The sequence below is a fragment of the Dokdonia sp. MED134 genome (genome assembly GCF_000152925.2).
Classification (GTDB): Bacteria; Bacteroidota; Bacteroidia; order Flavobacteriales; family Flavobacteriaceae; genus Dokdonia.
Window position 1 is genome coordinate 500,987 of record NZ_CP009301.1, and the last position, 20,026, is coordinate 521,012.

Genomic DNA, 20,026 nt, shown 5'->3' on the forward strand with positions numbered 1-20,026 from the left:
AAAAGTACAACCAGAAATCATTAGCAAGCGCTTTACAGCAAGTAATGGTCTCTTAAAACATATGAAATGAATATTAACAATTTTACTATAAAATCGCAGGAGGCCATACAGCGAGCACAGCAAATTGCTCAAGAGCTAGGCCACCAGCAAATAGAAAATGAGCATATTTTTAAAGCAATTTTTGAAGTAGATGAGCACGTAACGCCTTTCTTGCTTCAAAAACTTGATGTAAATGTGCCTTTATTACAGCAAATTTTAGACAGCACCCTTGAGAGTTATCCTAAGGTGTCTGGTGGTGATATAATGCTAGGGAGAGAAGCAAATAAAGCAATCACTCAGGCTAATATTATTGCCAAAAATATGAATGATGAGTATGTCTCTATCGAGCATCTCATACTCGCCATTTTTGGAACAAAAAGTAAAGTAGCCCAGATCTTAAAGGATCAAGGGGTGACTGAGAAGCACCTGCAAGCTGCTATTACAGAAGTGCGCAAGGGTAACCGTGTGACCTCACAAAGTGCAGAAGAGACGTATAACTCACTAAGCAAGTATGCAAAAAACCTTAACGAACTAGCACGCACAGGCAAGTTAGATCCAGTAATAGGTAGAGATGAAGAGATACGACGCATCTTGCAGATTTTAACACGCCGTACGAAGAACAATCCTATACTCGTAGGAGAGCCAGGTACAGGTAAAACAGCCATTGCCGAAGGTCTTGCGCATAGAATTGTAGATGGTGACATCCCAGAAAACTTGCAGAACAAGCAAATATTTGCGCTGGATATGGGAGCGCTTATTGCGGGTGCAAAATTTAAAGGAGAGTTTGAGGAGCGTCTTAAAGCGGTTATTAAAGAAGTAACAGAAAGTGATGGAGACATTGTACTCTTTATAGATGAGATTCACACCCTGGTGGGAGCCGGTGGTGGTCAAGGTGCGATGGATGCGGCAAACATTTTAAAACCTGCCCTTGCTCGCGGGGAGCTGCGCGCCATAGGTGCTACCACGCTTGATGAGTATCAAAAATACTTTGAAGCAGATAAGGCCCTGGAGCGTAGATTCCAGAAGGTAACCGTAGATGAGCCAGATACAGAGAGTGCTATTTCTATCTTACGTGGTATCAAAGACAAGTATGAGACACACCACAAGGTGCGTATTAAGGATGATGCTATTATTGCTGCTGTAAAGTTATCACAGCGCTATATCACGAGCAGATTTTTACCAGACAAGGCGATTGACTTGATGGATGAAGCTGCCGCAAAAATGCGAATGGAAATCAACTCCAAGCCAGAAGAGCTCGATGTGTTAGACCGTCGTGTGATGCAACTAGAGATTGAGATTGAAGCGATAAAGCGTGAGAAAGATGAAGATAAGCTCAAAAGCCTACGTGCAGATTTAGCTAACCTTAAAGAGGAGCGCAACGATCTTAACGCGCAGTGGCAATCTGAAAAGGATATTGTAGAGAGTGTACAAAATGCAAAACAAGACATAGAAAACTACAAGCTAGAAGCCGAAAAAGCAGAGCGAGAAGGAAATTATGGCCTGGTAGCAGAGCTACGCTATGGTAAAATAAAAGAAGCTCAAGAGCATCTTGAGGAGCTACAAAAGGATCTTGCAAGTCAAGCAGATACTTCGCTTATTAAGGAAGAAGTAACTAGCGAAGACATTGCAGAGGTGGTTGCAAAATGGACGGGAATCCCAGTGCAAAAAATGCTACAGGGAGAACGTGAGAAGCTACTCAAGCTAGAAGACGAGTTACACAAACGTGTAGTAGGACAACGTGAGGCTATTGTTGCCGTGAGTGATGCCGTACGACGCAGTCGTGCAGGATTGCAAGATCAGAAAAAGCCAATTGGTTCGTTCTTATTTTTAGGAACAACCGGTGTAGGTAAAACAGAACTTGCAAAGGCACTAGCAGAGTACCTCTTTGATGATGAGAATGCGATGACGCGCATAGATATGAGTGAGTATCAAGAGCGTCACAGTGTAAGCCGTCTGGTGGGAGCACCTCCAGGATATGTGGGATATGATGAAGGTGGCCAGCTTACGGAGGCCGTGCGACGTCGCCCCTACTCTGTGGTATTGCTCGATGAGATTGAGAAGGCACACCTAGATACGTTTAACGTATTGTTACAAGTGCTTGATGAAGGTAGACTCACAGATAACAAAGGCCGCACCGCCGACTTTAGAAATGCCATTATCATAATGACTTCAAATATGGGTAGTCATATCATAAAAGAGCGTTTTGAGACCATTCCAGATGTAGATGCTGCAATGGAGTCTGCAAAGGTGGATGTACTAGGATTATTAAAACAAAACATACGTCCAGAGTTCTTAAATAGAATAGATGATATTGTAATGTTTAGTCCGCTTACGCGAAAAGATATACGTGATATTGTAAAACTACAGTTCAAGGGGATTAGAAAGATGCTCTCACAGCAGAATATCACGCTAGACGCAACAAAGCAAGCCATAGACTTCCTTGCCGAAGCAGGTTTTCAGCCAGAATATGGTGCAAGACCTGTAAAACGAGCAATGCAGCGCGAGGTGCTTAACCAGTTATCAAAAGAAATTTTGAGCGGTAAAGTAGCATCAGACAGTGTGATACTCGTAGACTCCTTTGACGACAAACTCGTTTTTAGAAACGAGGGAGAACGCACAGGAGAAGAAGAATAAAGTTTAATTGATGATTATACAAAGTGGATATCTAGAGATAGGTATCCACTTTTTTTGTGGCCTGAGTGGTAAGTTTTTATGGCACTTAATGCGGTGACGAATACACTAATAAGTGTATATTTAGGGAATCAATTGAAAAACAATAATACTGATGAAATAGCAATTTCGATAGCTATCGGGAGATACGCTTGCTTTATTAAGTGGGTAGTTGTTCGTCATTAAGAAAAAACTGAATGGAGACAAATTTTGAAATAGAAGAAAACTATGCAGTTCAATTAAACGGAATGCACATTGACCTTCACAACAATTTTGACTTTATCGAGCTTGTAAAAAACGGAAAGAATATAACAATTGTCTTTAAACAGACATTAGGTGATTGGGTGAAAAATGACAAGTTTAAAAACTTAAACTTTGAATTTAAAAATGTCTCTTATGAATATTTTGAAGACGGAGACCCAAAAGCTGCAAAAGAGGATACCCAACAACTTGGAGAAATCACCTTTTTCCCAGCCGAATCTAGAGAAATAAATGACGGATTTCTCCCGCAGGTAAAACCAAAAATGAATGACGACTTGATGATGTTTTTTGAAGACGGAAAAGTAATTCGTATCGGTTGCGAAAAAATTGAATTAACTGTAGAAAATAAAGCCTTCTACCAACAAAGAACAGAGTTATAAATCAAACTTACTATAGAGACTCTCAGCACAAGCTTTTAAGCTCATTTCAATAAATAATTCACACCTCAGAGACTTCCTCAAATTACCCTTTCGCGAAAGCGTCATCTTTCTCAAATTCTTTTATATTTAAATCATCAATTAAAAAACAATAAAACAGGCAGTACCGCAACGCACTCGCTTAATGTAGTGGCTTGTTGTGTACAAACAGTGAAATACTCACACTGAAAACAAACTGAATTAAATATGAATAGAATTAACTTTAAAAAATGGGCTTTTCGTTTTACTATTTGGATTCTCATTATAAATGTTATCACCTTATATCTGACAATAAATTACGTTGACTTTCCTGGTGTAGAAAATAATACAGGTTTGACTTTATTCTATTTTGGCATTTTGGGTAGTATTCTGCTATTGTTGAGTGTTATATTCGTCATTTTTAGTACTATAAAGAAAGAAAAAAGAAATTATCAATATTGGATTTCAATAATCGGAATCGTTCTTTTTGGAATATTACCGTTTATGGGAAGTTTCTTTTAAATCAAGCTCATAAAACAGTCGATTTGATAAAAAAAGCCAAAAATCCAACAAAGAACTGAGTTAAAACACAAGTCTACTTAAACGACACTCAGCACAAGCTTTTAAACCAATTTTGATCTATATTTCCCTTCGTAGGGTCTTCCTGGTTTTAAGCTTTCGCGAAAGCGTTATCTTTCTTAAATACTTGTATATTTAGACAATCAATTAAAAAACAATAAAACAGGCAGTACCGCAACGCACTCGCTTAATGTAGTGGCCTGTTAGGCACAATTATGGCAATAATCCTGCGAAAATTTATATTATATTTTATAATAAGTTGTTTAGTTTATTACTTCTTTTTAGTTGTTGAGACCATCAGCTTATATTTTAGTGAATTTGGATTTGACCTAACCAATGGAATACTTTTTAGTTTTAGTCAAATACCAGCAGTAATTAATTTTGGTATTTTCATTGCCTTAATCTTGGTTACAGCAGAATTATTAAAAGAGAAAAACTCTGTCTCAAAATTTTTCCAATTCGGACTTATAGCATCACTAATCTTTGGCGGACTAATATTCTTACTATCTAATAGTGTGGTGCCAAAACTTCGAATGACATCATACTTGGATAGGTATGAAAACGCAAGAAAAGAACCATTTACCTCCCAAGAAAGAATTGAAAAAGCTGCCGAATTCAAAAAAACAAATGTTGATATGATGAGTATTGGATATATAAACCAATATTCTGACTCTTTAGAAACTGAAAACAAATCTCAAAAAACAATCATCTCAGACTTGTTTAAAAAAATTCCTGATAGCATAATTCAAAGTGACTTTTCAAAAACGGAGCTTAACGAATATGGAATCTCAAAAAACGAGTTGCCAACAGAATTTAATCGCAGAGATTTATTTCAATTACAAAACGAAATAACAAAGAACACGCACTTGAAAAAGCGATTAAGAAAATCTAATTGGACAAAAAACACTCGGTATATAAATAGTTTTCTGACTTTTTTTCTGGTTTGCTTTGCAATAGTCATTGGAGCTAATTTTAAAAATCAGTTAAAATTTTCATTGGTCTGTATTGGGATTGTGTTTTATACACAGACTTTAAATTTATTAATAACATTATCGGACTACTTTATGAATGGAGATAATTTATTGGGATTAATTTTTAAGTCTACGATAATTCTGATTGTGTTTTTATATTTAGCATATCGAATGAAAAAAACCTGATACCAGCAAAGAACTGAGTTAAAAAAAACAAACCTACTTCGGGTGCGCTCAGCACAAGCAGTTGAGCTACCTTTAATCTATAATTTTCTTCGTAGAGTCTTCCTGATTTAACCCTTTCGCGAAAGCGTCATCTTTTTAATAAACGTATCTTAAAAAATCACACTGAATTATAAAATTCGTTCGTGTGATTGTATATTTGATAGTATCAAATGATAGTATCAAAAATGAAACCGCCTTACGAAATAACATCTTCTATTTTAAAATTAATCACCTCTATTTCAGAAAAAATAGGAGAAGTTAATGCTAGTTATCTAGACAGACCTTCGCCTAAACTGAGAAAGCAGAATAGAATAAAAACGATTCATTCTTCTCTTAAAATAGAAGGAAACACGCTTACAGAAGAACAAATCACAGCCCTTTTAGAAAATAAAAGAGTGATAGGTCCTCAGAAAGATGTACTTGAAGTCTTGAACGCCATTAAGATTTATGAGAATTTAGAGCAATACAAACCTTCTAATGAAAAATCCTTCTTAAAAGCCCATAAAGCTTTGATGGAAGGGTTAATTGAGAAATCTGGAACATATAGAAAACAAGGTGTTGGAATTGTAAAAGGATCTAAAGTTGAGCATCTAGCTCCTCCTTTTGAAAATGTGTCTTATTTAATGAAAGACCTCTTTGAGTATCTTAAAAAGTCTGATGAAATTGAATTGATTAAAAGTTGTGTTTTTCATTACGAAATGGAGTTTATACATCCATTTTTGGATGGAAATGGTAGAATGGGAAGATTATGGCAAACATTAATTTTGATGGAGAAATATCCAATCTTTGAGTTTTTGCCTTTTGAAACCCTAATTAGTAAAGATCAAGAGAAGTATTACAAAGCGCTGGCTGAGTCTGATAATGCAGGGAAATCCACTGCGTTTATTGAATATATGCTCAATGTAATTCACATTTCAATTAGTGAATTGTTAGATTTTAACAACCGAACATTAAGTGCAAAAGACAGACTAGCCTATTACGTCACCCTGAATAAAACCGAATTTACTAGGAAAGATTATATGGATACTTTTAAAGACATCTCTTCTGCGACGGCAAGTAGAGATTTAAAAAAAGGAGCTGAATTAGGTTTGTTTGAAAAAATTGGAGAAAAAAATAAAACAATCTACCGATTAAAATAACTAAGGCTAATAAAGAACTGAGTTAAAACACAAGTCTACTTAAACGACACTCAGCACAAGCTTTTAAACCAATTTTCATCTATATTTCCCTTCGTAGGCTCTTCTTGGTTTTACGCTTTCGCGAAAGAATAAAAAATCTCAAATTCTTGTATATTTAAATCATCAATTAAAAAACAAGAAAACAGGCGTTACCGTACCGCACTCGCTTTATGTAGTCGGCTGTTGGATGTAAGCTGAACAAAACGAATGAAAAAACATATTAGCATTTTTTTAATATTGATTTCAACTTTGAGCTGTAAAGCCCAAGAGAATTTGAAAGACTATTATTACCCATTTTCCAATAAAAAAGAGATTAAGATTTATAAATACGTTGATAAAAGCGATTCAACAAAAATTGAATATTGGAAAGTAACGTCCATTCCTAAAACGAACGAATTAAAAACAGTTTCATACGATTCTGAATTTAATGTTTATAATACTTTCGATGAAAAAATAACCAACAATGGTGCTGAATTAACTGCATATTCTGACTTTGAAGTAAATGACAAAGGAGAAACTAAAGAGATTAAAGCTAAAATAATAGACAAAGACGTTTACAAATGGAATGGAGATAAGGAATACACATATTCAGTTAGGTATGTGAATAAATATGGCCGTTTTGACTTTAAAAAGAAAAGAGTGGAATCTGGAACTGAAAATATATCTTTAAATGAAAAGGAATATCGAGCAATTAAGTTTAGAGACGACTATATAATTCTTGCGCTTGACCACGATGTTGAGCAAAGGTTTTATCAAGACGCTTTCTACGTTAAAGATATTGGAATGATAAAATATAAAAGGAAAATCCCTATTCAACAAGAGATGATTGAATTAGAATTAGCGGAAATCCTAACCGAAACGGAATTTGAAAAAATTAAAGCCAGCAGGTAACAAAGAAGTGAGTTAAAAAATAAGCCTAATTCATCTGCGCTCAGCGCAAGCTTTTAAGCTAATTTTAATGTGTAATATCCACCCAGTGCCTTATTCATTTTACGCTTTCGGGAAAGCGTCCTCTTTATTAAATACTTGTATATTTAAACAATCAATTAGAAAACAATCAAATAAAAATACTAGCAGTTCCGATAGTTACCCGAGTTATACTTGCTTTATTTAATGCCTATTAATAATAAGCTGACAGCCGAAATGAAAACAATAAAAAGTGAAATATTAGGAGAACTTAAACAAAACGATCGATTTAAGGATTATTGGGAAAGTGAATTTATTGAAATTCCGTTTTTCGATAATAAAAAAATGAAAATTACTTTTATGGATTTTATTCCTGAAGGTGACACTAAGTTTATTACTGAAGCAGATAAAGCCTTACAAGCGTTTTTACAAAAATCTGAAGTTGATAGATTATTAATATCAAATCTTGCCTACGAAAACTGTATGGATTTTCTGAACGCAGTTGAATTTGATGAAGCTGATCAACCACTTTGGAATATAAAAGAGAAAAAACAAATTTGGAAATTTATTTACCCTCAAGATATTTACGTAACAAGAAGTCACGATAAATTTGGAACTATTTATTTGAATATAGCCTGTGACTGTGAATGGGAACAAGAACACGGTCTTCAACTTTTATTTAAAGAAGGAGAAAAATTGACAAGAATAAGTGAACAAGATGGTCATATCACGGAATTTGACTCTTATGATAAAACAAATGTTTTAAATAGTGATTTTAATCAATTAAACTTAAATGAAAATAAATCAAAAACGAAATGGTGGAGATTCTGGAAATAATGCTCAATTGCTGACAATGCACTAAGAAAAACACGAATTAATGTAGTCCCAATTTAATCAATAATTCATACCTCAGAGCCTTCCTCAAATTATCCTTTCGCGAAAGCGTCATCTTATTATTACACGTACATTAAAAAATCACCCCTAAGCCTAACTAAGGCACGATAAATGTGTATAGGTGCGTGTTTGATAGCAATAGCTATCTTTGTAACACACACCTATGATAATGAAAAAAATACAATGCTTATTTATATTATTCTTTGCGCTAGCGCTTAACGCGCAAGAAAACTACTACGTTTTTCAAGGTGATACCTATAATGAGGAGGCTTTTCAAGCAAAACTAAAATCTATTGAGCAGGTTTATGGTGCGCAAGGAAGCTGGAAATATACTAAAGCCAACTTTAAAGTTCGCCATATGCGTGTGCGTCAAGACTCAATTATACAAGAGGTCGAGGTGATGCTATCGCAATCTAATAGCGCTCCTCTAGATATTAATGTAGGAGTAAATGGATTAATTAATAAACCCCTACCCGACTTTAAGCTGCAAGATCTTGCAAACGGGCTTAAGTCTAAGGAGAGTTATAATGATAAAATTACACTCATTAACTTGTGGTTTACGAGCTGCCCTCCTTGTATCGCAGAGATCCCATATCTCAATGATCTTAAAAAGCAATATGAGGGTCGCGTAAATTTTGTAGCCATCACTTTTGAACCAAAAAGCAAAATCGACGCTTTTTTAACTAAGAAACCTTTTGATTTTGAGCACCTAGTAGATGGTGCCAGCTATTTAAAGCAAGATTTAAAAACTAATACCTATCCTAAGCTTGTATTTATGGATCGTAGTGGTACCGTACGTTTTGTAGAAAATGCAGTGATGGCTCAAGGAAGAGGCCCAGCAGCAGAGGTTACAGAAATTCTTAAGGAACACCTAGATTACTTACTCGCAGATAACTAATGAAAAACACCCCAGCTCCAACTCCAGATTACTCCCCTCAAGAGGAACGACTTAATGTATGGACACACGGTTTTGGTTTTGTAGCAAGTGTTTTTGGGTTGATATTATTTTGCTTTCGCGAAAGCGTAACTACAACCGCCACCATAAGTCTTATTGTTTTTGGGATAAGTTTATGTGTATTATACTTTGCCTCTACAGCGTATCATAGCGCAACAAAACCCTTACGTAGAACAAGACTTAAAATATTTGATCACGCAGCTATCTACGTACTCATTGCGGGCACATACACGCCTTTTACGCTAGTAACTCTAGATGGCACTACTGGGTGGTGGATTTTTGGGATAGCCTGGTCTATCGCTCTCTTTGGGATTATATTAAAACTCTTTTTTACCGGACGATTTGATGTCCTTTCTACTATCCTTTATGTAGCGATGGGTTGGCTTATTGTTTTTGCATACAAACCATTACTTACTAATCTTGATCCTGCTGGTGTGCAATGGTTATTTGCTGGAGGTATTTTGTATACGATAGGTGCTGTACTTTACAGTATATCTCGCATTCCTTATAACCACGCGATTTTCCACGTATTTGTATTGGGAGGATCTTTTGCGCATTTTATCGCGGTCTACTTTTATGTCGGAGTTGCTTATACCATACAGAGCCTGTAGTTTTACATTATATAAATAAAAAACCGCCTGCAATTTCTTGCAGGCGGTTTTTATATGTGGTCGTAAGGTTCTAGTTAAAGATGTAACGTAACCCTACTTGTGCTTGCCATCTGTTAAGAAGGCTTGCATCTGTACCAAAAGTTTGTGTTAACTCCTCATTATAAGTATATGTAGGAACACCATCTGTAACAGATACACTTACTGGCTGTATACTGTTAGGCTGCTCTACAAGTCCCCAATCTGAACTGATAAGGTTACCTACATTAAGGATATCAAGGCTAAACTGTAATGTGTTTTTCTTTCCTTTTACATTAAAGTTATAATCTTGAAGTAAACGGAAATCTACACGACTTCTCCAAGGTGCAAGTGCTCCATAACGCTCTGCATAACCACCTCTGTTTTCGCTCAGGTAATCATCTTGCTGGATGTACTGCTCAAATGCTTGTGCTTGCTCTGGCGTAGCAAAGTTTTGCTGTGCTAGCTCGTCTGCAGTAGGGATATAGATAAGGTCATTAAAGTTACTACCATCACCGTTTATATCACCAGCATATGTGTAGTTAAAACGTCCTCCTCTAGCCCACTCTCCAAAAGCAGAAACTGTAGTTGCAAATTTACCATCTCCGTACTCAAATTTCTTTGAAGCTACTGCGATAATACGGTGTTGATCACCATAACGAGAGTTTGCAAGGATATCATCATTTGCGTTTCCTCTTATTGCGTTTGCGTTAAAAGCGTCTCCTGTAATCTCTGCATCAATAGAGTTTACATCTTTTGAGTCAAGGTAGTTATAAGCAAGACTTGCAAATAAACCATTGCTGAAAGACTTCTCTGCCTTAAACGTTGCATTATAAGTACGTCCAGAGTTTGAGTTTGTAAATACATACGCATTTGTAGGACCTCCAAACTGGTTTGTAGCAAAATCTGACGTCTGGTAGATAGGTCTGTTATCTACACCTTCTAGTGTAGAAGATGGATCATTAAGTGCCCAGTTCTGTACGTGTGCAGCATTAAGATCTTCTGTATAAGAAAGGTCTGCAGTAAGAACGATACCATTATCAAAACGGTAATCTGCTCCTATGTTAGATCTCCATACTTGTGGCCATTTAAAATCTTGATCTACCGTCTGGTAGAAGAAGAAATCTACACCTTGAACTTGGTTACCTAACCATACAAATGGGAAACGACCTGTAAATACTCCAGTTCCTCCACGTACTTGGAACGTCTTATCTCCTTTTACATCCCAGTTAAAACCTAATCTAGGTGACCATAAGAATGCGTTATCTGGAAGTACTGTACTGTCTAATAAGATATCTTCTCCAGTTGCTGGGTCTACATACACGTTATCTGGCTGGTAAGTACCTTTTCTATCAATATTCTCTTGAATCTTGTCTTGAGTATCAAAGTATAAAGGCTTATCAAATCTCATTCCTAGTGTAAGTGTAAAATCTTCACTCATTTTCCACTGGTCTTGAGCATAAAGGCTAAACTGTCCTACGTTAGTCTCTGCAAGTGACCATCCGTTTGGATCACCTATAGGTAAACCATTGTTTTCATTAAACTCTGCCTCTGCAGCAGTAAACGTATCTTGGTAACGATCTATAAGGAATTGCTGGAAAGCATCTAGATCTGTCTCACCTGTTACATCGTTTATGTAATCTGTATCTGCGATACCGTCTCCATCAAGATCTGTTTCTTGATCTATTGCTACACTACCGAATAAATCAAAACCATAACCTGTAAGGTTAAAAGAGTTATAGAAGCTGAATTTTTCAAAAGAAGTACCAAGCGTAATTGTGTGATCACCAGATACAATGTTTAAGTTGTTTGTGATTTGAAAAACTTCTTGCTCAAGCTTGTTTCCTATAGAGAATGGCTCGTGACCTGCAATGATATAGTTCTGACCACCTTTTGTAATGTTTATAGAAGGTGCTGGTGTAGAGAATGGCTCTCTAAAATCATCAAAGAATGTGTAACCTGCCTGAAACTTGTTTGACACGTTTGGTGCAAACTCACTATTCCACTCTAGTTGGAAAGAGTCTATGTTATTGTTTATTGCATACCCTGCATTTTCAAACTGTATTGTAGACTGGCTTGGTCCACGTAATGCAATTGCATTAGGGTTTGCCGGGTTATCTTTAGAAGATCTTAGTAAGTTATATACTAATGCAACACGGTTTTTATCATTTACGTTCCAATCTAACTTAAATAATGCCTTTGTAGAACCTGCATCAAAGTTAAATCCTTCATATCTACCTGGATCGTAAGAACTTCCATCTGCATAAGTAATACTGCTTAATGCTGCAGAGACTGCATCTAGATCTGATGGTAATACACGTGACTCATTAATAGCTCCCGTATTACGGTTAGGTGCCCAAGGTGCTCCTAGGTCAGAACGGCTCTCATCTTCAAAGTTTGCAAAGAAGAAAAGTTTGTTCTTAATGATAGGACCTCCTATGCTTATACCATATGTGTTCTGGCTTAAGTCTGCCTTAAAAACGTCATCACCAGCAACTTTGCCACCAGTAAGGTCTTCGTTTCTATAAAAACCGTAAACAGTTCCTTTAAACTCATTAGTACCACTCTTAGTTACAGCATTTACAGATGCTCCTGTAAATCCAGAAAGAGTTACATCATAAGGTGCAGTAGTTACTTGAATTTGCTCAATCGCATCAAGAGAGATAGGCTGTGATCCTGTCTGTCCTCCTGGAGTAGCAGCATCAAGACCAAATGGGTTATTAAAAACCGCTCCATCAAGACTAAAATTGTTAAACTGATCATTACGACCTCCAAAAGATCCATTACTAGAAGCACTAGGCTCTAGACGGTAAAAATCTGCAGCAGATCTTGAAATCGTAGGTAATGCCTTAAGCTGGCGCTCTCCTACATTTGTAGCAGATCCCGTACGTCCATCACTAAAAGTGTTGTTACGGCTACCTGTAATTACAACTTCTTCAAGAGCATTACTATCTTCAGATAGTGTTACCTCTACGTTATAAGTTTCTCCTAAGTTAAGAGTCACTCCAGTGTATTCTTGTGCTTGAAAACCTACATAACTTACCGTTATTGTATAAGGTCCTCCCACACGTAAATTAAAAAGGTTAAAACGACCGTCAAAGTTTGTGATCGCTCCATACGTAGTACCAGTAGGTGTGTGTACCGCTACCACGTTTGCACCAGGAAGCGTTTGCTCACCAGCGTTTACAACTCCAGAGATAGCAGAAGTAGTCGTCTGTGCGCCTACGGCTACTGCCATTAGAAGTGTTACTAAAAATAAAAGTTTTTTGAACATAAGATTTTTGTAAAATTATTTTGCGCGAATTTAAGAAGGTGTTAACACTTACTAAACCTTAAGTTAATTTTATTTTCACATTTAATTAACAATTGTGAATATGTTATTTATGGGTATTACGCTTTCGCGAAAGTGTAATAAAACCCCACAAAACTTATCACATAGACAATCAAGCTGTTGAATATTTGAGCTCTTACCATACAACGCGCATTGAAAGAAAGTTCTACCTTTGTACCCTATGATAAGTAATCAAAAAAATCAGCAACAAATTCTAGCAAAACTAGGAATCACCTCACTTAACGAGATGCAGGAGGCGGCACAACTTGCCATACACTCAGCAAAAGAAGTGATCTTACTATCTCCTACAGGTACTGGTAAAACGCTTGCGTTTTTACTACCTGTAATTGCAGAGTTAGACTTAAGTATAGAAGAAGTACAACTACTTATAGTCGTACCTTCTAGAGAGCTTGCCATACAAATTGAAAACGTTGCCCGCAATATGGGTACGGGTTATAAGATACACGCAGCTTATGGTGGTCAAAGTTTTAATACAGATAGACAAGCCATAAAGCACCGTCCAGCAATATTAATAGGGACGCCAGGTAGGCTTGCAGATCACCTACGCAGGGAAACTTTCTCTACAGACTATATAAAAACCCTAGTACTTGATGAGTTTGACAAGTCGCTAGAAGTAGGTTTTGAAGGAGAGATGACAGAGATTATGAGCTTCTTACCAGCTTTAGAAAAAAAGGTGCTCACCTCTGCAACCCAAGGTGTAGATATACCACGCTTTGTAGGGCTTAATAGCCCTGTAGAAGTAGATTATTTGCATCAAGGAGGTTCTAAGCTCGAGATAAAAGCGATCATTTCGCCAGAAAAAGATAAACTTGACACACTTGTAAAGGCGTTATGTCACTTAGGTGATCAACCGGGTATTATCTTTTGTAACTTTAAAGATACCATCTCTAGAATAAGTGATTATCTTAACGATCACGGTATCGCACACGGCACTTTTTATGGAGGAATGGAGCAGCGAGAGCGTGAGTTATCACTTCTTAAATTTAGAAATGGGACTCACCAGTTACTGCTAGCAACAGATCTTGCTGCACGTGGTATAGATGTACCAGAAATCAAGTTTATTATACATTACCACCTTCCTATACACTCAGAAGAGTTTACTCACCGTAATGGTCGTACAGCTCGTATGCAGTCTGAAGGTACGGCTTATGTACTACACTGGCGCAACGAGCGATTACCAGACTTTATGCCGGTAATGGATGAAGAGTACTTACACGACAGAGAGATACCAGAAGGATCACAGTGGACGACCCTTGAGCTCTCTGGTGGTCGTAAAGACAAGATATCAAAAGGTGATATCGCTGGTTTTTTCTTTAAAGAAGGAAATGCACAACGCGAGCAACTAGGAACCATTGAGGTAAAAAACACTCAATCTTTTGTAGCGGTGCACAAAAGCGCTGCTCAATCTTTTATAGAAAAACTAGATAACAAACGCCTTAAAAAAGCAAAATTGAGGATACGACTAGCTTAGTCATATCCTCAATTTTACATTTAGTGCTGTTATTAGAATTATAACTACTTCACATCTACAAAGCGCTCAAACCATTTATAAAGATCACCACGTGTGATTACTGCGCCTTCTCTTATGAGTTTAAACTTATCTTCATTGCGATCTTCACTATAGTCTTTACTTGCGCTCATAAATACTACATCATCATCACCTAAGTTTTCCTTAAGCCATCCATACCCTTCTGCGGTAGTGATATCTATGTTTTCTTTATTGATTTTTATGGCTATAAGTGCCATATTGTTTTCTCTTAAAAAGAAAAGGTGCATCTGGTTAGGCGAGATATGCTCTAGGTATTGAGCCTTTGTGAGTACACCTTCCCATACTAGGTCAGAAAAGACGTCTATCTCTTCTTCTGCAACGAGGGGTTGTTTTTCTTTAATAGTTGCCCACTCATCTGCAGTGATAGACTGGGTAGCTAGAAAGTTTATAAACTCTGGGTGTAGTTCTTCTAGTTGTTCTTTTGTAAGGCGAGCGTATTTCATTGTGAGTGATATTTTTTCGCGAAAGCGTATTTAAAAAGTAAATTTCATAAAAAAACCGTCCTTATTAGATAAGAACGGTTTTGTATAAAGTATCTAAGGACTTAGTTTGCTTCTGCAACTACGTCAAAAGGAAGTGTAGCTACCACATCTCTGTGGAAACGTACTTTTGCTTCATAGTTACCTAAACGTTTTACTGTGTTACCAGCGATAGCGATATACTTTTTGTCTACCTCTACTCCTTCTTTTGCTAGGTATTCTGCTACGTCTGCATTTGTAATAGATCCGAAAAGTTTGTCTCCGTCTCCAGTTTTTGCTGATATCTTAACTTCTAAAGCGTTAAGTTTATCTGCCTGCTTCTGTGCATCATCTACAACTTTTTGCTCTTTGTGAGCACGTTGCTTTAGGTTTTCTGCAAGTACTTTCTTTGCGCTAGGCGTAGCAAGTACTGCGTGACCGTTAGGGATTAGGTAATTTCTACCGTATCCATTTTTTACTTGTACTATATCGTCTGCAAATCCTAGATTCTCAACGTCCTTCTTTAATATAAGTTCCATCTGTTATCTAGTTTCTATTTATATAAATCAGTTACATAAGGCATCAATGCAAGGTGACGAGCTCTTTTTACAGCTACAGACACTTTACGTTGGTACTTTAAAGAAGTTCCTGTAAGACGACGTGGTAACAATTTACCCTGCTCGTTTACAAAACCTGCTAGCCAGTCTGCATCTTTGTAATCTACATACTTGATACCAGACTTCTTAAAGCGACAGTACTTCTTTGCTTTGTTAGTTTCAATATTAAGAGGAGTAAGATATCTGATATCTCCGTCCTTCTTTCCTTTTGCTTGTTGTTGTAAAGATGCCATAACTTACGCTTTTTGCTTTTTTAGTTTTTCACGTCTTCTTTCAGCCCACGAGATCGCGTGCTTATCCATAGCTACCGTAAGGTAACGCATAACGCGCTCGTCACGGCGAAAAGCTAGTTCGTAATCATTGATAGCTTGTCCATCAACAGTAAATTCAAGTAAGTGGTAAAAACCGCTTTTCTTGTTTTGGATAGGATATGCGAGCTTTTTTAAGCCCCAATCCTCTTTACTAATCATCTTAGCACCCTTTTCTTTAAGAAGACCTTCGTACTTCTTTACTGTTTCCTTTATCTGATCATCAGATAAAACGGGATTCAAGATGAAAACAGTTTCGTAATGGTTCATATAATATGAGTTAAATTAAAAATGAGTGCAAAAGTAAGGATTCTCTTTTGATTTTCAAACAGCTATTTATATATATTCTAAAAAAGTTCTTCCCTTGTATGATGTATAACTAATAAGGTATATACTTACGCTTTCGCGAAAGCGTAAACATTACAATTTTTGTAAGACAACCTACTATAACATATAACTAGAGTCTAGTCATTATTTAACTTACATTCAAACTGTTAAAAACCATATGTGTTAAATTTTTAGTAATCATTTTGTAAGAATTATATGATTTGAGACTTATTAAGCCACATTGCGCTCACTACCAATACTGTGGCTTCGCAGAGATTTTAACAATCATAATTTTTAGAAATAGCAGCTCGACAAAAAACGTAATTATCCGATGAAAGTCACTTTTTTGTTGGTTTTATGGAGTTTTTTACCTAATATTGACGTGCTTAACCTATTAAACAAATAAATCACTGTGGACGGAGTATTATTAGATTGTGCAGTTGTAGATGATTCTAGCTTACAACGACTGGCTATTGTAAAGATGATTAATGATCATCCTAACCTACGATTAGTAGCCGAATATAACAATGCCATTGAAACAAAGAATGGTCTTTTAGAAACAAAGGTTGATCTTATCTTCTTAGATATTGAAATGCCTATACTTTCTGGGTTTGATTTACTAGATGACCTTATACATAAACCACAAATTATATTTGTAACTGGTAAAACAAAGTATGCTTATAAGGCCTTTAACTATAATGCTATAGATTATTTACGTAAGCCTCTTACTAAGGATCGTTTTACAAACGCTGTTTATAAAGCCATAAGCCTTCACAAACTAAAAACCGAAGGTGCTGTAGAGGATGATGATTATATCTTTGTAAAAAGTAATCTGAAAAAGAAAAAGGTGATGCTTAACGAGCTTAAGTATATTACTGCTCTTGGAGATTATGTAAAACTTGTAACGGTGCACGATCCTATTGTTGTACTTGCTACGATGAAATCTTTTGTTGCACAATTACCTCCAGAACGTTTTATGCGTATACACAAGTCTTATATTATAAATATTGACAAGGTAGATAAGTATAACAGTAGAAATATTGAGATAGATGGGGAGAAAATACCGCTATCTAGACATAAAAAGTCTGACCTTATAGATGCACTCTCTGCTTAAAAGCAGATTTTAATATAAAAAACCACTCATTGAGTGGTTTTTTTATGCCTAATAACAATCTACATCTACGACTAATCGTACACTACGATATTGAGCAATAGCGTTAAAACTTGTTACTACTCTACCTATCGTTTTTTTAGTTTCGAGTAAATTTTGCCTTCTACTTATTTTAATAAGAATATTACGTCTGTATAGGTTTCTTATTCTTGCTATAGATGGTGTTTCGGGACCTAGTACTGCCTCTGCACCTAGAGTTTGTCGCAATGCCTTAGATAACCAAATACTGGACTCATCAATTTTTTGATAATCTCTATGCTTTAATGTAATGCGTATCAACCTATGAAATGGTGGATACTTAAAGTTACGACGCTCTTCTAATTGTTCTTTATACATCTCTTCAAATTTATTTGAAGAAACCTGCTGTAAGATTTGATGATAAGGATTATAAGTCTGCACAAGTACTTTACCTTGCTTTTCGGTGCGTCCTGCCCTACCAGATACCTGAGCAATTAATTGATAGCTACGCTCGTGTGCTCTAAAGTCTGGAAAGTTAAGCATACTATCTGCATTCATAATTCCTACTAGGGTTACGTTTCTAAAGTCTAACCCTTTGGTAAGCATTTGCGTGCCTACTAAAATATCTATCTGCTCTTGCTCAAAAGCTGTTATAAGTTTCTCAAAACCATACTTACCTCTTGTGGTGTCTGAGTCCATACGAGCAATATTGTTATCTGGATACAACTCCTTGAGCTCTGCTTCTATTTGTTCTGTACCAAACCCCTTTGTTGTAAGATCTGTGCTACCACAAGCCATACACTTTTGCTGTAAGGCAATATTATAACCACAATAATGACAACGAAGTTGTGACCTATACTTATGATAGGTAAGACTCACATCACAATTAGGACATTGTGGAGCGTGCCCACAAGTATTACACTCAAGTATAGGGGAAAAACCACGCCTGTTTTGAAATAAAATAACCTGCTCACCTAGCGCAAGTGCATCTGTAATTGCTCGTAATAATGTATCAGAAAAGTGACCTGTCATCTCCCTTTTACGAGACTTTTCTTTTATGTCTACAAGGTTGATTTCTGGCATTAAAATATTACCGTGACGCTGTTTTAAAGATACATAACCATACTTTCCGCTCTGGGCATTATAAACCGTCTCGACAGATGGCGTCGCAGAACCTAATAAGACTTTGGCTTTAAAAAATGCTCCTAGTACAATAGCACAGTCGCGAGCGTGATACCTAGGCGCGGGATCATACTGCTTAAAGCTACTCTCGTGCTCCTCATCTACCACAATAAGTTTTAAATCTCTAAACGGTAGTAGTAATGCGCTTCTAGCCCCAATAATGATTTGGGCCTTGTCCATTTTTTTAAGAACATTATTCCATACTTCTACGCGCTCATTTACAGAATACTTAGAATGAAATATAGCTACTCTTTCTCCAAAATAAGTTTGCAGCCTGCTTATTAACTGCGTAGTAAGAGCAATCTCCGGCAGGAGGTATAGAATTTGATCTCCAGTTGCAAGCATTTCTTCTATGAGCTGAACATAAATTTCTGTCTTTCCAGAGGCAGTTACACCGTGTAATAATGTAACGTCTTTTGTTTCAAAATGTGTTTTAATCTCAGACAGTGCTGTTGCTTGATAGGTGTTGAGAGTCTTCGTCTCAAAAACTTCTCCCTCAAACCCTACTCTATCTTGGCGTTTTTGATATGTTTGAAAAACTCCTTTATCTACCAGCGCGTTGAGTTGACTAGCGGTTGCTCCAGATGCTTTTTGCAACTCTTGTGAAGATATGGGTTTATTAGTTTTCGCTTTAAGCGAAAAAAAAGTGAGCACCATCTCTCTTTGTTTTGGTGCGCGAGATAATTCTTCTAGAATAACAGGCAAAGCCTCCTCACTGTCATACTCTGGGGCTATTGTAATAAACTTTACAAGTTTAGGGACATACTGCTCGTAAATTTCTTCTTGCATTTCTAAAACCCCTTGATCTATGAGGCGCTGTATAGAAGGAAGTATTTTCTTTTTATCAAGAATATCCATCACCTCGTGCACCTTAAGCTCTGAGCGATGTTGTAATGCTTCGTAAATTAAAAACTCATCATCTTGAAGCTCTTCATCATTAATTACAAGACCATCAGACTTGAGCCTTATAACGGTCTCACTCTCTAGTAAAAATGCCTTTGGTAATGCTGCTCGCATCACTTCCCCCTCGGTACACATATAATAATTTGCAATCCAAGACCAGAATGTGAGTTGCTGCTCTGTGACTATAGGATCCTCATCTAATATTTGCTGAATTTCCTTTGCCTCATAAATTGTAGGAGCATTAGTGTGCTTATTTTTTACGATTGAGGCGTACACTTTCTTTTTCCCGAACGGAACTGCAACACGCATTCCTTTCTGAATGTAATTATATTCTGCCTCTGAGACGAGGTAGGTAAACGTATTTTCTACAGGTATAGGAAGTATGACGTCTATAAAGTGGGGCATAAATGAGCAGTGTGTATTTCAAAAGTACTGTTAAGTAAAGTTTTGCGAAAGCATAGCACAAAAAAAGAGCCGCAATCTTTACAAAAGCGGCTCTCAA

At 36.6% G+C, this 20,026-nt stretch carries 16 protein-coding genes; 10 read left to right on the forward strand and 6 right to left on the reverse strand.

Features of this window, described 5'->3' with window-relative positions; translation table 11 throughout:
• Nucleotides 1-66: 66 nt before the first annotated feature.
• From clpB to trhA, 8 genes are all read left to right on the forward strand, one after another.
• Complete coding sequence (gene clpB, locus MED134_RS02150; RefSeq protein ID WP_021779012.1) at nucleotides 67-2,673, forward strand: ATP-dependent chaperone ClpB; 2,607 nt, start codon at nucleotides 67-69, stop codon at nucleotides 2,671-2,673.
• A 233-nt stretch (nucleotides 2,674-2,906) separates the two neighbouring features.
• Nucleotides 2,907-3,350 (forward strand): hypothetical protein, encoded by a 444-nt coding sequence (locus MED134_RS02155; RefSeq protein ID WP_021779011.1) that lies wholly within the window; start codon nucleotides 2,907-2,909, stop codon nucleotides 3,348-3,350.
• Nucleotides 3,351-4,159: 809 nt separating this feature from the next.
• Nucleotides 4,160-5,101, forward strand: a complete 942-nt coding sequence (locus MED134_RS02165) for a hypothetical protein (protein ID WP_021779009.1) — start codon at nucleotides 4,160-4,162, stop codon at nucleotides 5,099-5,101.
• Nucleotides 5,102-5,325: 224 nt separating this feature from the next.
• Entirely contained in the window at nucleotides 5,326-6,279 is a 954-nt protein-coding gene (locus MED134_RS02170) for a Fic family protein (RefSeq protein WP_038600805.1), read from the forward strand.
• Between the two features lie 246 nt (nucleotides 6,280-6,525).
• Entirely contained in the window at nucleotides 6,526-7,209 is a 684-nt protein-coding gene (locus MED134_RS02175; RefSeq protein WP_021779007.1) for a hypothetical protein, read from the forward strand.
• A gap of 252 nt (nucleotides 7,210-7,461) precedes the next feature.
• Nucleotides 7,462-8,061 (forward strand): DUF6985 domain-containing protein, encoded by a 600-nt coding sequence (locus tag MED134_RS02180; protein ID WP_237747141.1) that lies wholly within the window; start codon nucleotides 7,462-7,464, stop codon nucleotides 8,059-8,061.
• A gap of 226 nt (nucleotides 8,062-8,287) precedes the next feature.
• Nucleotides 8,288-9,016, forward strand: a complete 729-nt coding sequence (locus tag MED134_RS14630) for a TlpA family protein disulfide reductase (RefSeq protein ID WP_021779005.1) — start codon at nucleotides 8,288-8,290, stop codon at nucleotides 9,014-9,016.
• Nucleotides 9,016-9,684: a PAQR family membrane homeostasis protein TrhA gene (gene trhA / locus MED134_RS02190; protein WP_021779004.1), complete on the forward strand. Its 669-nt coding sequence runs from the start codon at nucleotides 9,016-9,018 to the stop codon at nucleotides 9,682-9,684. The genes MED134_RS14630 and trhA overlap by 1 nt, the downstream gene beginning before the upstream one ends.
• 70 nt (nucleotides 9,685-9,754) lie before the next feature.
• On the opposite strand, the gene MED134_RS02195 is transcribed toward trhA, so the two are convergent.
• Nucleotides 9,755-12,973: a TonB-dependent receptor gene (locus MED134_RS02195; RefSeq protein ID WP_021779003.1), complete on the reverse strand. Its 3,219-nt coding sequence runs from the start codon at nucleotides 12,971-12,973 to the stop codon at nucleotides 9,755-9,757.
• Nucleotides 12,974-13,211: 238 nt separating this feature from the next.
• Here MED134_RS02195 and MED134_RS02200 point away from each other — a divergent pair, with 238 nt between their 5' ends.
• Complete coding sequence (locus tag MED134_RS02200; protein ID WP_021779002.1) at nucleotides 13,212-14,522, forward strand: DEAD/DEAH box helicase; 1,311 nt, start codon at nucleotides 13,212-13,214, stop codon at nucleotides 14,520-14,522.
• A 44-nt stretch (nucleotides 14,523-14,566) separates the two neighbouring features.
• Here MED134_RS02200 and MED134_RS02205 read toward each other — a convergent pair whose 3' ends face one another.
• The 4 genes from MED134_RS02205 to rpsF form a co-directional block, all read right to left on the reverse strand.
• Nucleotides 14,567-15,043: a DUF6495 family protein gene (locus tag MED134_RS02205; protein WP_021779001.1), complete on the reverse strand. Its 477-nt coding sequence runs from the start codon at nucleotides 15,041-15,043 to the stop codon at nucleotides 14,567-14,569.
• Nucleotides 15,044-15,144: 101 nt separating this feature from the next.
• Nucleotides 15,145-15,597 carry a 50S ribosomal protein L9 gene (gene rplI, locus MED134_RS02210; RefSeq protein WP_021779000.1) on the reverse strand — a complete coding sequence of 151 codons (453 nt, stop codon included), beginning with the start codon at nucleotides 15,595-15,597 and terminating at the stop codon, nucleotides 15,145-15,147.
• 14 nt (nucleotides 15,598-15,611) lie between these two features.
• On the reverse strand, nucleotides 15,612-15,908 hold the full coding sequence (rpsR, locus tag MED134_RS02215) for a 30S ribosomal protein S18 (RefSeq protein WP_013752085.1): 297 nt from the start codon (nucleotides 15,906-15,908) through the stop codon (nucleotides 15,612-15,614).
• 3 nt (nucleotides 15,909-15,911) lie between these two features.
• On the reverse strand, nucleotides 15,912-16,253 hold the full coding sequence (gene rpsF, locus MED134_RS02220; RefSeq protein ID WP_021778999.1) for a 30S ribosomal protein S6: 342 nt from the start codon (nucleotides 16,251-16,253) through the stop codon (nucleotides 15,912-15,914).
• A 469-nt stretch (nucleotides 16,254-16,722) separates the two neighbouring features.
• Between rpsF and MED134_RS02225 the strand changes: the two genes are divergently transcribed.
• Nucleotides 16,723-17,424 carry a LytR/AlgR family response regulator transcription factor gene (locus MED134_RS02225; RefSeq protein ID WP_021778998.1) on the forward strand — a complete coding sequence of 234 codons (702 nt, stop codon included), beginning with the start codon at nucleotides 16,723-16,725 and terminating at the stop codon, nucleotides 17,422-17,424.
• A 48-nt stretch (nucleotides 17,425-17,472) separates the two neighbouring features.
• On the opposite strand, the gene priA is transcribed toward MED134_RS02225, so the two are convergent.
• The gene (gene priA, locus MED134_RS02230) at nucleotides 17,473-19,929 is read right to left on the reverse strand and encodes a primosomal protein N' (protein ID WP_021778997.1); all 2,457 of its coding nucleotides are present in this window, start codon (nucleotides 19,927-19,929) and stop codon (nucleotides 17,473-17,475) included.
• Between the last annotated feature and the right edge of the window lie 97 nt (nucleotides 19,930-20,026).

Excerpts from the sequence above, each read along its gene's own strand:
- clpB (WP_021779012.1), top strand. The coding sequence starts at position 67 with ATGAATATTAACAATTTTACTATAAAATCGCAGGAGGCCATACAGCGA.
- MED134_RS02155 (WP_021779011.1), top strand. The coding sequence starts at position 2,907 with ATGGAGACAAATTTTGAAATAGAAGAAAACTATGCAGTTCAATTAAAC.
- MED134_RS02165 (WP_021779009.1), top strand. The coding sequence starts at position 4,160 with ATGGCAATAATCCTGCGAAAATTTATATTATATTTTATAATAAGTTGT.
- MED134_RS02170 (WP_038600805.1), top strand. The coding sequence starts at position 5,326 with ATGAAACCGCCTTACGAAATAACATCTTCTATTTTAAAATTAATCACC.
- MED134_RS02175 (WP_021779007.1), top strand. The coding sequence starts at position 6,526 with ATGAAAAAACATATTAGCATTTTTTTAATATTGATTTCAACTTTGAGC.
- MED134_RS02180 (WP_237747141.1), top strand. The coding sequence starts at position 7,462 with ATGAAAACAATAAAAAGTGAAATATTAGGAGAACTTAAACAAAACGAT.
- MED134_RS14630 (WP_021779005.1), top strand. The coding sequence starts at position 8,288 with ATGAAAAAAATACAATGCTTATTTATATTATTCTTTGCGCTAGCGCTT.
- trhA (WP_021779004.1), top strand. The coding sequence starts at position 9,016 with ATGAAAAACACCCCAGCTCCAACTCCAGATTACTCCCCTCAAGAGGAA.
- MED134_RS02195 (WP_021779003.1), bottom strand. The coding sequence starts at position 12,973 with ATGTTCAAAAAACTTTTATTTTTAGTAACACTTCTAATGGCAGTAGCC.
- MED134_RS02200 (WP_021779002.1), top strand. The coding sequence starts at position 13,212 with ATGATAAGTAATCAAAAAAATCAGCAACAAATTCTAGCAAAACTAGGA.
- MED134_RS02205 (WP_021779001.1), bottom strand. The coding sequence starts at position 15,043 with ATGAAATACGCTCGCCTTACAAAAGAACAACTAGAAGAACTACACCCA.
- rplI (WP_021779000.1), bottom strand. The coding sequence starts at position 15,597 with ATGGAACTTATATTAAAGAAGGACGTTGAGAATCTAGGATTTGCAGAC.
- rpsR (WP_013752085.1), bottom strand. The coding sequence starts at position 15,908 with ATGGCATCTTTACAACAACAAGCAAAAGGAAAGAAGGACGGAGATATC.
- rpsF (WP_021778999.1), bottom strand. The coding sequence starts at position 16,253 with ATGAACCATTACGAAACTGTTTTCATCTTGAATCCCGTTTTATCTGAT.
- priA (WP_021778997.1), bottom strand. The coding sequence starts at position 19,929 with ATGCCCCACTTTATAGACGTCATACTTCCTATACCTGTAGAAAATACG.